The organism is Solwaraspora sp. WMMA2080 (assembly GCF_027497395.1).
In the GTDB taxonomy this organism is placed as follows: domain Bacteria; phylum Actinomycetota; class Actinomycetes; order Mycobacteriales; family Micromonosporaceae; genus Micromonospora_E.
In genome coordinates this window covers 4,620,396-4,632,802 of the sequence record NZ_CP114910.1, presented here as the reverse complement: position 1 = coordinate 4,632,802, position 12,407 = coordinate 4,620,396, and the positions used below count along the sequence as shown (strand labels likewise).

Sequence of the window (12,407 nt, the reverse complement as noted above, 5' to 3'; positions counted from 1 at the left end):
TGAAGTTGCGTCGATTCTTGCGTCGATAGCCGAGGAGGCCCGGTGAACGTCGATCTGCCCGCTGCCTACGCGAACTGCCGTGACCTGCACCGACGACACGGGCGCACCTACTATCTCGCGACCCGGCTGCTACCGCAGTGGAAACGCCGGCATGTTCACGCTTTATACGGATTCACCCGGTACGCTGATGAAATCGTCGACCGCACCGACCAGCTGCCGCCCGCCGACCGGGCAGCCGCACTCGACCAGTGGGGGCAACGGTTCCTCGCCGGGCTGCACGGTGCCCCGGTCGACGATCCGCTGCTGCCCGCCGTACTGCACACCATCGCGGTGTTCGACCTGGACAAGGCGGACTTCACCGCGTTCCTGCGCAGCATGGCGATGGACCTGACCCTCACCTCGTACCCGCGCTACACCGACCTGCTCGACTACATGGAGGGCTCGGCGGCGGTGATCGGCACCATGATGCTGCCGATCCTGGGCAGCACCGACCGGGCCGCCGCCCGGGAGCCGGCCCGACAGCTCGGCTTCGCCTTCCAGCTCACCAACTTCATCCGGGACGTCGCCGAGGACCTGGACCGTGGCCGCACCTACCTGCCGGACGAGGACCTGGCGCGGTTCGGGGTGGACCGGGCAGACCTGGTCGACGCCGCCCGACGCCGCCAGGCGACCCCGCCGATCATCGAGCTGATCCGGCACGAGGTCGGCCGCGCCCGGGGCCACTACGCGGCGGCCGCCCCCGGCGTCACCCTGCTCGAACCCGCCTCGCAGGCCTGCATCCGCACCGCGTACGCGCTGTACGGCGGCATCCTCGACGAGATCGCCGCGCAGGGCTACGACGTGTTCCGTCGCCGGGCCACCGTTCCCAACCGTCGCCGGGCCGCTGTGGCGCTGCGGTCCCTGCTCACCCCGGCCGGCACCCCGGTCACCCTGCCCGGTCCGGTCGACGTCACCGCCCCCGTCGACGTCACCGGCCCGCCGACGCAGCCGACACCGACGCAGCCGCCGGCCACCCCCACGCCAGCACCGACCGCACCCGCACCGACCGCCTCCTCACCGACCGCGCCGTAGCGCCCGCCATGCGTACCGCTGTCGTCCTGTTCACCCGCGACCTGCGGGTGCACGACCAGCCGGCGCTGGCCACCGCCTGCGCCACCGCCGAACAGGTGGTGCCGCTGTTCGTCCTCGACCCACGGTTGGCGGGCCGGTCGGCCAACCGCGACCGGTTCCTGCACCAGAGCCTCGCCGACCTGCGGGCGACCCTGCGTGGGCTCGGCGGCGACCTGCTGATCCGCCGCGGCGACCCGGTCACCGAGACGATTCGGCTCGCGCGCGAGGTCGACGCCGACGGCGTCACCGTCTCCGCCGACGTCAGCCACTACGCCCGGGACCGGCAGCGGCGACTCCGCGACGAATGCGACCGGCACCGCGTCGCGTACCGCGCCTTCCCTGGGCTGACCGTCGTCGACCCGGGCGCGCTGACCCCGACCAACGGTGACCACTACAAGGTCTTCACGCCGTACTTCCGGGCCTGGGCCGGCGCCGACTGGCGTACCGGGTGCGCCGCTCCGGACCGGATCCGGCTGCCCGGCGGTCCCGCCGTCGGACGGCTGCCGGCCCTGCCGGACGGCGAGTCGCCACAGGCCGCCGCCGGGGGCGAGACCGCCGGGCGGCGCCGGCTGCACGACTGGCTGGCCGACCTCGACCGGTACGGCGACAGCCGCCTCGATCGGTACGGCGACAGCCACGACGACCTGGCCGGTGACGCCACCTCGCGGCTCAGCCCCTACCTGCGGTTCGGCTGTCTGTCGCCGCTGGAGGTCGCCACCGCCGCCGGGGACCGCGCCGGCCCGTTCGTCCGGCAACTGTGCTGGCGGGACTTCCACTACCAGGTCGCGAACGCCTTCCCCGACCTGGCGACCACCGCGTACCGGCGCGGGGCCGCCGAGCAGTGGCGCTACGACGCCGACGCCCTCGACGCCTGGCAGACCGGGCGCACCGGGGTGCCGATCGTCGACGCCGGCATGCGGCAACTGCGGGCGCAAGGCTGGATGCACAACCGCGCCCGGCTGATCACCGCCGGGTACCTCACCAAGGAGCTCGGCCTGGACTGGCGGGACGGCCTCAGCTGGTTCGGCCGCTGGCTGCTCGACGGCGACCTGCCGAACAACTCCGGCAACTGGCAGTGGGTCGCCGGCACCGGCAACGACACCCGCCCGCACCGGGGTTTCAACCCGCTGCGCCAGGCGCACCGCTTCGACCCGGCCGGCGAGTACGTCCGGCGGTGGGTGCCGGAGCTGGCCGGCGTCACCGGGGCGGCGGTGCACGAACCGTGGCGACTGCCGCTCGCCGTCCGCGCCGGCCTGGACTACCCGCCGCCACTGTCGGACCGCTGAGTCGGCGTCCGGTCAGCGGGCCGCCCGGTCGGCGGGTTGCCGGCGGTGGTGACATGCTGGCCGGATGAGTGAGCCGCAACAGGTGGACGTCGTCGTCGTCGGGTTGGGCGTGGCCGGTGAGGAGGTCGCCGGCCGGCTCAGCCAGGCCGGGCTGGACGTGGTCGGTGTGGAGCGCCGGTTGGTCGGCGGCGAGTGCCCGTACTGGGGCTGCGTACCGAGCAAGATGATGATCCGGGCGGCGAACGCGCTCGCTGAGGGCCGCCGGATCGACGGCCTGGCCGGCACCGCCGACATCCGTCCGGACTGGACGCCGGTGGCCCGACGGATCCGCGACGAGGCCACCGCCGACTGGTCGGACACGGCCGCCGTCGACCGGCTCACCGGCAAAGGGGTACGGGTGCTGCACGGTGCCGCCCGGCTCACCGGACCCCGGCGGGTCGACGTCGACGGGCAGGTGTTCACCGCCCGCCGAGGGGTGGTGCTCGCCACCGGCACCGTGCCGGTGGTGCCGCCGATCGACGGACTGTCCGGCACGCCGTACTGGACCAACAAGGAAGCGATCGAGGTCACCGAGCTGCCTGAGTCGCTGGTCGTGCTCGGCGGCGGCGCGATCGGGCTGGAGCTGGCCCAGGTCTTCGCCCGGTTCGGCGTACGGGTGACCATCGTCGAGCCCGGCGAGCGGCTGCTGTCCCGGGAGGAGCCGGAGTCGTCGGCGCTGGCCGCCCGCGCCCTCGGTGACGACGGGATCCGGCTGCGGCTCGGCAGCCGCGCCGAGTGGGTCGAGCACCGCGACGACACCTTCGCCGTACACCTGTCGCAGGGCGGCCCGGAGAGCGGGCAGCGGCTGCTGGTCGCCACCGGTCGGCGCAGCGACCTCGGTGGACTCGGCCTCGACACCGTCGGACTGGACCCGGCGGCCCGGCACCTGCCGGTCGACGAGCGGATGCGGGTCGCCGACGAACGGATGCCGGGCGCCGACGGGCTGTGGGCGGTCGGTGACGTCGCCGGCCACGGTGCCTTCACCCACCTGGCCATGTACCAGGCGGACGTGGCGGTGCGCGACATCCTCGACCAGGGCGGGCCGGCGGCCGAGTACCGGGCGGTCCCCCGGGTCACCTTCACCGACCCGGAGATCGGCGCGGTCGGCCTGACCGAACGCCAGGCCCGCGAGCAGGGCGTGAACGTCGCGGTGGCGGTGACCGACGTCGCCGAGTCGTCGCGTGGCTGGATCCATGGGCCGGGTAACGACGGTTTCATCAAGCTGGTCGCCGACGCCGACCGGGGGGTGCTGGTCGGGGCGACCTCGGCGGGACCGACCGGCGGCGAGGTGCTCGGCGCGCTCGCCGTGGCGGTGCACGGTGAAGTGCCGCTGACCAGCCTGCGACACATGATCTACGCGTACCCGACGGTGCACCGCGCCATCCAGTCCGCCGTACAGCAGCTCACCTGACTCCATGATCACTTGACTCCATGATCACTTGACGAAAGTTCGGGCGACACGCCGGTGGCATCCCAGTTCTTCGTCATGTGATCTTGAGCCGGCCACGGAATGATGTCCATCCATGAGATGCTTCCCGGACGGCTTCCTTTTCGGTGTCGCCACCTCCGGTCACCAGACCGAGGGTGACAACACCAGCAGCGACACCTGGTTCCTGGAGAACGTCGCGCCGACGGTCTTCGCCGAGCGGTCCGGCCGGGCCTGCAACAGCTGGCAGCTGTGGCGGACGGACCTCGACCTGGTGCAGGCGATGGGGCTGGGTGCCTTCCGGTTCTCCGTGGAGTGGGCCCGGGTCGAGCCAGAGGAGGGCAGCTTCTCCACCGAGACGTTGGACCACTACGCGGCGATCGTCGACAGCTGCTCGCGGCGGGGCCTGGCCGCGGTGGTGACGCTCAACCACATGACCTGCCCGCACTGGTTCGCCGCGCGCAGCGGCTGGCTGGACCCGGCCGCTCCCGAGCTGTTCGCCCGCTACTGCGACCAGGTGATGCGCCACTTCGGTGACCGGATCACCATGGCCGTCACCCTCAACGAGCCGAACCTGCCGCAGCTGCTCTCCTGGACCGACGTGCCCGAGTCGGACCGGAAACTGGAACGGGCCACCCTGGAGGCGGCCGGCGCGGCCGCCGGGGTGCCCCGCTACCGGGTCAGCAACATCATGCTTCCGGAGGAGTTCGACGCGATGCGCGACGGCATGACGGCCGGTCATCTCGCCGCCCGTACGGCGATCAAGGCCAGGCGGCCCGACCTGCCGGTGGGGCTGTCCATCGCCATCGTGGACGACCGGGTGGCCGGCGACGACGCGACGCTGCGCGACCGAAAGCGCGCCGAGGTGTACGACCACTGGCTGCGGCTGGCCCGCGACGACGACTTCATCGGCATCCAGAACTACGAGAGCGCGGTGTACGACGCAACCGGGCTGTTGCCGCCACCGCCGGACGCCACCCTGCACCAGCTGGGTTCGGCGATCGACCCGACGTCACTCGGCGGTGCCGTGCGGTACGCGTACCAGGTCAGCGGGGTGCCGGTCCTCGTGACCGAGCACGGTGTCGGTGTCGACGACGACGCCCTGCGGGCGGCCTTCATCGAGCCGTCGCTGGCCGGCCTGCTCGACGCGATCGACGACGGCGTCCCGGTGCTCGGCTACTGCCACTGGACGCTGCTGGACAACTTCGAGTGGGCAGCCGGCTACCGTTTCCACTTCGGCCTGCACATCGTCGACCGGGAGACGTTCGCGCGGACCCCGAAGCCGAGCACCGCCCGGTACGCCGCCGTCGCGACCAGCCGCGCCCTGCCCTGATCATCCAGCACCCTCCACTCATCATCCGGCGGGACCCCGCCGGTCAGCTCACCCGGTGCGGCGGCAGCCGGTAGCCGAGTTGCTGGCCGTAGGTCATCAGTGGACGCAGCGTCGGGACCAGGACGGTAGCCTCCGTCGACCAGTGGCGTCCCCGGTTTCCGTCGAGTCGACGGTGCCGGGCCGTCGTACGGCCGCGTTGGTGTTGTCCGTGCCGTTCGCGGCGCAGGTATTCGAGTCGCCTGGACGCCGTGGACCGGCCGGAGCGCCAGTCGAGCCAGCGCAGCCACCAGTCACGTACCATCTCGGTGATCATCTTTTCTCTCCTTGATCAATTGCTATGTCGACTGCCGTTTGGCCAGTCGGTAGAGTCCGTCGCGTTGCACGAATATCTCCCGCCGCTCGGCTGCGTACCCGCGTTCGTCTATGACGTAGCCGGTGAGCCAGACCCAGCCGTCGTAGGTCGGTTTCCGGTCCACCGAGATCACGCGAAATCGAATTCTCCGGTCGCCGGCGAACTGCATGCTCGCTTCCTGGCCGATCAACAGCACGTCCCCTGGTTTCGGCTCCGGCGTCCGCAGCAGCCGGCTACCCATCGGGCCTTCCATCGCCGCGTGGCCGTTGGACACCGTCGGCGCCCCGCTCCATCGGCCAGGTCGCACGCCCGCAGCTGGGGCACCATCTGGATTTCACTTTGAACGACCACAGCCCGGCGCAGAAGCCGAGCAGCGCCGCCCCGACGAGCGCCCCCACCTCCACCGTCGACCCCCTCACTCATCGAGTCGCTTTCCCGTCGTGATCCACCCTGGACTCCTGCCCGAACATAGGGCAATATGAAAGTCACAGAGGTAAAGATGAGCCCGAGTTATTGGAGGTTATAAACATGACTGAACTGCCTGTTGAGCTTCGGCGGCTCCGGCTTTCCCAGCGCATGAACCAGACCCAGCTGGCCAAAGCGGTAGGCGTGTCGAAGTCGCTCATCGCCAGCTTCGAGACCGGCCGGCTGGTGCCCAAGGAGGACACCGCGAAGGATCTCGACAAGTTACTGAACTCCGGTGACCAGCTTCAGCAGCTGTCGAGAGAGGGCAGAGAGGACCGCCAACCTTGGCTGCGCTCCTGGGTCGACCACGAGCGACGCGCGGTGCTGCTACGGGCCTGGGAGCCGACCCTGGTTCCTGGGCTGCTGCAGACCGAGGCGTACATGCGGCAGGTCTTCACGGGCGTGCCGTCCAACCGGGGCCGGCTCGAGGAGGTGATCGCGACCCGTCAGGAGCGGCAACGCGCGGTGCTGGACCGCGATCCCCCGGTGGACCTGGTGGTCCTGGTCGAGGAGACCGCGTTGCGTCGTGGTCCGCGCGAGGTGATGAAGGACCAGCTTGCCCACCTGGTCGACCTCGGGCACCGGCCAACCATCCGGATCCGTGCGGTCCCCGAGTCGGCCGGCCTCCACGCTGGCCTCAGCGGACCTCTGGCGCTGGCCACCATGAGCGACGGGAGGCGGGTCGGCTATCTGGACGATCTGCTGCGAGGACGCCTCGCCACCACCGCTGGTGACGTACTCGAACTGGAACTAATCTGGGAGGCAGTCAACGAGTTGGCGCTGTCCGCCGACCAGACCCGAGACCTGATGTTAAGGATGATCCAGTGATCAATGAACCAGCATGGCGGAAGTCGTCGCGGTCGAACGGTGCATCCGGCAACTGCGTCGAGGTGGCCGACAACCTGCCCGGCCGGGTGCTGGTCCGGGACACCAAGGACCGCGACGGCGGCACCCTGGCCTTCGGCCCGTCCGCCTGGCGCTCCTTCGTCGAGCTGGCCAAGCACCACCACTGACCAGCCGCGCCTACCACTCCTCCGCCGACAATATCGAGAAGCGCCTGCCCTGGTCTCAGGGGATGGAGCCGTCCCGTACGCCCGCCGGACCGCTGGCGTAGCGTGACCGCAAATCGCGCATCTCGGTCTATCGAGTCTCGGTCCCGAGTCTCGGTGCGCCGTCGAGTGGAGGGCTCAGGCACGTTATTCGCGCGAGTAACGTGCCTGAGCCCTCCACTCGAAGCAGCGTCGCCGATCGCGGGCGTCCGGATCTGAACCTGCCACCACGCGCTGCTCCGGCGGTCGACGGTGCCGGGGCGGTACAGCGAGATCCGCTCACGCCGCGAACCGATCGTCCCAACGGGTGATGGCGGTGCCAGCTGCCGGCTCCGGACGCGCCGAGATCAGCACAGCTGATCATCCCGATGTTCGTACAGGTGCCCCGCTGGCAATCGTTTGCGCGACCCGACCACAGCCCACGCCGATGGTGATGTCGTTTCTCGCTGCCGACCACCAAACCGCGATGCGCAACTCGGCGCGACGTCTTCGCGTTGAGGTTAGGTAAGCCGGTTCATGGCAGCCCGGATCTTCAGCCATGACGGGTCGCTGTCTGATGCGTCGGTGACCGTTTGCAGATCGCTGGGCTGCCAGATCCGGTTTCCATCGGTGAGGTCAAGTTGGTTCATGTCGATGACCGAAGCCTCAGAGGTGCCGGCAAGGAACTCGGTTACTGCGGCGGTTGATGCCTCGGCTGGGCCGGCCCGTCCCCCCGACAGCACCAGAAGCGTGCCGTCGCGGCCGGCAACGATCAACTCGCCTGTAGCGGCGGCCGCCAGGGCCGTCACCATCGACCCGGGCAGCGCATCAAACTCGGCCGCCCTTTTCCCGTCGATCTCGAACTCGATGACGGCACCCTCCGGCGTACCGATCCAGAGAACACCCGGAGCTGGCCCGAACGCGACGTTGTGGCGCGACCAGGCGCGCATATTGTCCACCCGCTCCTGCGGGTACGGGTACTCCGGACTTGGGTCCCCGAGTGTCAGGCCGAGAACGCGACGCAGCGAAGGAAACTCGAACACCTCCAGCGATTCTTCGTAGGCGTTGCCCCGCACTACGAAATACCGCCCATCCGGGCTGAAGATAGGTGTCTCGTATCCGTCGCAGTCGAGGACCAACACCCGCCGCAATGGCCGCAGCACCGGCTCATCCCGAGAGAAGAGCACCAGCGTGGCACCCTGCTCGCTTTGTAGAGTGGCTAAGAGGCCACCGCCCGGATACGCCGCGACTCCGGTGTCCCAGCGCGGGCCGACTGCGGTTGCGCCGGAGGCGAGGTCGAGCGCGATGGAGGACTCCCAGCCGTTCTCTCCGCCGCTGGGCGACAACCAGAGCGTCTGACCGTCCGGACCGAATGCCACTTCCCGTTGGTACTCAGTCGGCGGAACGCCATCGATTGTGGTGATGCCCAAAGGAGTCCAGCAGGTCGTACTGTTACCGTCCGCTACGATCAGCTGCGGCTCGTCCGGATGCCAGGCGGCGGAGGGTGTCCGCTTGCGCCGGGCATAGTCGGGGGCGTCGTAGACGGCCGAATCTGCACCGACACCGCCAACCTCGCGCAACTGCCCGACCGTGTACTCCCAGATCCGGATCGCCGGGCGTTCGGTCTCCCAACCGGCTATCAACGGCAGCCTGGGATGGCAGAGCAACCGTTCGAGCGTGGTTACGGACCGCATCTGCGCCAAGATTTCCACCGGCGCATCGTACCGGTGAGAATCGCTCATGGACGGGCTACCGGGCCAGCGGATATGACCTTGAACTCGCCGACCTGCCGCTGCTGTCTGGATCTGCTGCGGATCGGGCGTTCAGGGGATCCGAGGGGGTCCAGCTACACCGTTACCGGGAACTGTGGTAGACGACGCCATCGAGTTCGTCGTCGGCGTAGGCGGCCGAGTTGGTGAGGTGTCCATCGTACGGTCCCACCTTGGTCACTGTGACACCGTCGCGGAACACGATCTGCAGGCCGTGCTCAGGTTCCCAGGCACACTCGCCCCCGATCGAGACATAGACGCGGCGATCGTCGTAGGGGTCGCGCACGACGATCGGCTCGTTGCCAAGCTGGACATGGGCCAGGACCTCGTCGGGGCCGCTGATCTCAACGTGCCACTCGTCGTCGCCGGCGGCCAGGAGGTCATCCGCGACATCGCGGTAGTAGGCGTAGATCGATGGCGCAGCCACCGCCAACGCCGATCGGTCAAGCGCGAGGAAGTTGCGAATCGCGGCGTGGAAGTCCTCCTGCGCCGGGTCGTCGTCGTAGCCGTCGACCCGGATGCGGCAAGACCCACCGCCCAACACCGGCACCGGTATCGGCGCACTGCGATACCAGCCCGGCTCGGCGGTCTTCGTCACCGTACCGAGATGGGGAATCTGCACACCACCACCGTAGTCCTCGCGGTGAGGCAGCCTCTGATGAAGCATCCGCATCTGCCGCCGTCGGGCGTCACACCGAGTCACAGGCGGCAATCGAGGCACGACCTTGCCGATGGTGTCGAGTCGTCGCAGGACGACGACGGCCACCTCCGCGAACGGTTTGCGGACGTGCCCCTCCCCGCGGCCCCCTCCGCGGCCGACAAGGCGACCCTGGTCGATGAACTGGCCACCACCTTGCGAGGCAGGACGGCACGACCCGTGCTCCGGGTCAAGCTCGGGCGGCGGCCGATAGGTCCAGGCCGAGCTCAGGCGGGAGATTGTCGGTACGCGATGCTCTGCTCTTCTCGGCCTTCCGTCAGGGTACGGACTCATGCGGCAAGCCAAACTTGTCATTGACAAGATGTCCGCCCTGGACGATATCTTGTCAGTGACAAGTCATGGAGGTACACGATGGCTCCCCTGATCGCCCTCATCGGCGGCTGGCTGGTCCTGCGCATGGCTGGACTGCTCGGCATCGACGCGCTCGACGGCTGGCAGCCGGCGCTGCGTGGCGGACTGGCCCTCATGTTTGTGCTGACCGGTGTGGCCCACTTCAGTGCGAAGCGGCGCGACTCGCTCATCGCGATGGTGCCACCTCGGCTGCCCCGGGCACCGCTGCTGGTCACCATCACCGGGGTTCTGGAGATGGTCGGAGCCGTCGGCCTAGCGTTCCCGTCGACCGCACCGGTCGCGGCGATCTGTCTCGCGCTCCTCCTCCTGGCGATGTTCCCAGCCAACGTGTCGGCGGCGCGGCGTCAGCTGAAGATTGCCGATCGGCCGGTCACGCCCCTGGTTCCGCGCACGCTACTGCAGGTGCTCTTCGTCGCCTCCTGCGTCGCCGCCGCACTCTGACCAGCGGATGACCACTTTCGACGGGCTGCATGTCTGCTTGATCAGCGGGCGCGGCCCGGACACGACTCGCTACGCTGGCCTGGTGACCGCGGCCAATGAGATCGCCAGTAGCCGGTACGTCAGCCTGACCACCTACCGCAAGGACGGCGCCCCGGTGGCCACACCGGTCTGGCACGTACCGCACGGTGGCGAACTCTGGATCGTGACCGAAGCGGGCTCGGGCAAGGTCAAACGAATCCGGAACAACCCGCACGTTCGGGTGCAGCCGTGTTCCCTACGCGGGGCGGTGGCACCGGACGCGCCGAGTGTGACGGGAACGGCCCGGCTACTGGACGGCGACGGGACGGCGCTGGCCCGCAAGCTACTGGCCCGCCGGTACTTCATGGCACGGGCAGGGAACTGGTTCGCTCGCCTGCTCCGGGTACGCCGCCCCCCGATGGTCGGCATCATCGTGTCGTTCTGATCGACCCGACTTTCCGACCCGTGACCGAGCTAGACAGCTCCGGAGCTGTCGCCGCCCATGCAGGCCAGCCAACCGGGGGCCGTCAGGCTCCCTGGTTGGACCTCCCATACCGGCCGACGCCACACAGGCCGAGATCAGCGCGTCGTCGCCGTCAGAAAGTCACCGCGAGTAGTACGAGCGCCGTAGCTCAAGGCAGGCGTACCTGCAAGACATCGTCCACTTCCGAGGGAATCGAGACGAGCGGACCATGGTAAGGCTGGTGAAGACGACATAGCGTGATGCCGATCCGTACCCTACTTCAAGGAGCAATGCGTTGGAGAACGAGATTCAGCTGATCAGTGACGGCGATGGCCTGGCGGTCATCGGGCACCCGACGGCTGTCGATCGTTTCCTCACTGCGGAGCGGCTGCCGTCGAAAGACCTCGGGCTGAAACGGCTCAGCGGCGCCCTCGGTGCCGGATCCAAGATCGCCAAAGCCGGGGCTGAGATCTCCGAGCAGTCCGGCCGATGGGTCCAACTGTCTGCGGAGTCCGCCCAGGCGATGAAGAAGTACAACCTGATGAGCGGCTCGGAGAACGGTCTCAGCCGTGCCGTGCTGACCGACCACGGCAGGATCACCGGCCTGCTCGAGATCGTGCAGACACCGAGCGCGATGCTGACGAACCCGGCGATCCTGACCGGTGCCGCCGGCCTCATGGCACAGCTCGCGATGAAACAGAGCATGGACGAGATCACCGACTATCTCGCCGTGATCGACGCGAAAGTCGACGCCGTGCTCCGCGCTCAGACCGACGCGGTGGTGGCCGACATGGTCGGGGTAGAGCTCGTCATCGACGAGGCCCTGACGATCCGGGAGCAAGTGGGCAGGGTTTCCGAGGTCACCTGGTCAAAGGTGCAGGCAACGCCGGTGCCACTGGCTCGGACCCAGGCGTACGCGTTGCGGCAGCTCGATGCCATCGCCGAAAGACTCGAGACCGCAAACGTCGGTGACCTGGCCACGACGTCGAAGGAAGCCGAGATCAAGGTCCAGGAGTGGCTCGCTGTCCTGGCCCGCTGCTTCCAACTCCAAGACGCGGTCGCCGTGCTCGAACTCGATCGCGTGCTGGGCGCGTCCGCGTATGAGTTGGAAGAACATCGCTTCGCCATCCGGATCGCCCGGCAGAAGCGCCTCGAGCTCATCTTCCGTACCACCGAGCGCCTGATGGCCCGGATGGACGCGGCCGCCGGCACCGCCAACGCGAAGGTGCTACTCAACCCGACATCATCGCGCGCCGTGGTGCGGTCGACCAATCACGTCGCAACGATTGTCGTCGAGTTCAACAGCAGGCTCGGCGTTGAACGCGACGGCCGGTCTTGGGATGCCCGGCGATGGCTCGACGCGGCTGTGGAAGCGCGCGACAAGGTCCTTGAGACCGGGTCCGAGGTGGGCGCCAGGGTTCTCGATACCGGCGCTGAGGTGAAGGGCAAGGTTTTTGAAACTGGGGCGGAGGGTGTGGGTGCCGCTGGTCGTTTCGGTATGCAGGCTCTCGGCCGGGCAAGATCGATGATGGGTAGGGTGTCCGGGGAGGTCGCCGAGCGGTCCCAGCGGCAACTTGGAAGCAAAGAGAAACCTTGATCAGGAACACC

General features: G+C 68.7%; 12 protein-coding genes and 1 pseudogene. 9 read left to right on the top strand and 4 right to left on the bottom strand.

What is annotated here, in order from left to right:
* Positions 1-42 precede the first annotated feature (42 nt).
* The 4 genes and pseudogenes from O7543_RS20990 to O7543_RS20975 all read left to right on the top strand — a co-directional run.
* Positions 43-942: pseudogene (locus O7543_RS20990) on the top strand (phytoene/squalene synthase family protein); the annotation flags it as partial.
* A gap of 137 nt (positions 943-1,079) precedes the next feature.
* On the top strand, positions 1,080-2,396 hold the full coding sequence (locus tag O7543_RS20985) for a deoxyribodipyrimidine photo-lyase (protein ID WP_281552274.1): 1,317 nt from the start codon (positions 1,080-1,082) through the stop codon (positions 2,394-2,396).
* A 64-nt stretch (positions 2,397-2,460) separates the two neighbouring features.
* Positions 2,461-3,846 (top strand): NAD(P)/FAD-dependent oxidoreductase, encoded by a 1,386-nt coding sequence (locus O7543_RS20980; RefSeq protein WP_281552275.1) that lies wholly within the window; start codon positions 2,461-2,463, stop codon positions 3,844-3,846.
* A 112-nt stretch (positions 3,847-3,958) separates the two neighbouring features.
* Positions 3,959-5,194, top strand: a complete 1,236-nt coding sequence (locus tag O7543_RS20975) for a family 1 glycosylhydrolase (protein ID WP_281552276.1) — start codon at positions 3,959-3,961, stop codon at positions 5,192-5,194.
* 43 nt (positions 5,195-5,237) lie between these two features.
* Here O7543_RS20975 and O7543_RS20970 read toward each other — a convergent pair whose 3' ends face one another.
* Both O7543_RS20970 and O7543_RS20965 read right to left on the bottom strand, forming a co-directional pair.
* A complete protein-coding gene (locus tag O7543_RS20970; RefSeq protein WP_281552277.1) occupies positions 5,238-5,507 on the bottom strand; it encodes a hypothetical protein in 270 nt (89 codons plus the stop codon).
* A gap of 22 nt (positions 5,508-5,529) precedes the next feature.
* Positions 5,530-5,820 (bottom strand): hypothetical protein, encoded by a 291-nt coding sequence (locus tag O7543_RS20965; RefSeq protein ID WP_281552278.1) that lies wholly within the window; start codon positions 5,818-5,820, stop codon positions 5,530-5,532.
* A gap of 254 nt (positions 5,821-6,074) precedes the next feature.
* Here O7543_RS20965 and O7543_RS20960 point away from each other — a divergent pair, with 254 nt between their 5' ends.
* Together O7543_RS20960 and O7543_RS20955 are read left to right on the top strand one after the other, a co-directional pair.
* Positions 6,075-6,839, top strand: coding sequence for a helix-turn-helix transcriptional regulator (locus O7543_RS20960; protein WP_278173021.1), 765 nt, complete (start codon positions 6,075-6,077; stop codon positions 6,837-6,839).
* Entirely contained in the window at positions 6,839-7,024 is a 186-nt protein-coding gene (locus tag O7543_RS20955; protein ID WP_278174709.1) for a DUF397 domain-containing protein, read from the top strand. Before O7543_RS20960 ends, O7543_RS20955 begins: the two co-directional genes overlap by 1 nt.
* Positions 7,025-7,560: 536 nt before the next feature.
* On the opposite strand, the gene O7543_RS20950 is transcribed toward O7543_RS20955, so the two are convergent.
* Both O7543_RS20950 and O7543_RS20945 read right to left on the bottom strand, forming a co-directional pair.
* Complete coding sequence (locus O7543_RS20950; protein ID WP_281552279.1) at positions 7,561-8,751, bottom strand: hypothetical protein; 1,191 nt, start codon at positions 8,749-8,751, stop codon at positions 7,561-7,563.
* A 142-nt stretch (positions 8,752-8,893) separates the two neighbouring features.
* Positions 8,894-9,574, bottom strand: a complete 681-nt coding sequence (locus O7543_RS20945) for a hypothetical protein (RefSeq protein WP_281552280.1) — start codon at positions 9,572-9,574, stop codon at positions 8,894-8,896.
* A gap of 303 nt (positions 9,575-9,877) precedes the next feature.
* Here O7543_RS20945 and O7543_RS20940 point away from each other — a divergent pair, with 303 nt between their 5' ends.
* The 3 genes from O7543_RS20940 to O7543_RS20930 all read left to right on the top strand — a co-directional run bounded on the left by O7543_RS20940 (position 9,878) and on the right by O7543_RS20930 (position 12,396).
* Positions 9,878-10,318 (top strand): DoxX family protein, encoded by a 441-nt coding sequence (locus O7543_RS20940; protein WP_281552281.1) that lies wholly within the window; start codon positions 9,878-9,880, stop codon positions 10,316-10,318.
* An 82-nt stretch (positions 10,319-10,400) separates the two neighbouring features.
* The gene (locus O7543_RS20935) at positions 10,401-10,781 is read left to right on the top strand and encodes a PPOX class F420-dependent oxidoreductase (protein ID WP_281552282.1); all 381 of its coding nucleotides are present in this window, start codon (positions 10,401-10,403) and stop codon (positions 10,779-10,781) included.
* Between the two features lie 313 nt (positions 10,782-11,094).
* Positions 11,095-12,396, top strand: coding sequence for a hypothetical protein (locus tag O7543_RS20930; protein ID WP_281552283.1), 1,302 nt, complete (start codon positions 11,095-11,097; stop codon positions 12,394-12,396).
* Positions 12,397-12,407: the final 11 nt, after the last annotated feature.

What these genes read in the sequence shown, in the direction of transcription:
- O7543_RS20975 (WP_281552276.1), top strand. Translation starts at nt 3,959, where the DNA reads ATGAGATGCTTCCCGGACGGCTTCCTTTTCGGTGTCGCCACCTCCGGT.
- O7543_RS20985 (WP_281552274.1), top strand. Translation starts at nt 1,080, where the DNA reads ATGCGTACCGCTGTCGTCCTGTTCACCCGCGACCTGCGGGTGCACGAC.
- O7543_RS20970 (WP_281552277.1), bottom strand. Translation starts at nt 5,507, where the DNA reads ATGATCACCGAGATGGTACGTGACTGGTGGCTGCGCTGGCTCGACTGG.
- O7543_RS20940 (WP_281552281.1), top strand. Translation starts at nt 9,878, where the DNA reads ATGGCTCCCCTGATCGCCCTCATCGGCGGCTGGCTGGTCCTGCGCATG.
- O7543_RS20960 (WP_278173021.1), top strand. Translation starts at nt 6,075, where the DNA reads ATGACTGAACTGCCTGTTGAGCTTCGGCGGCTCCGGCTTTCCCAGCGC.
- O7543_RS20980 (WP_281552275.1), top strand. Translation starts at nt 2,461, where the DNA reads ATGAGTGAGCCGCAACAGGTGGACGTCGTCGTCGTCGGGTTGGGCGTG.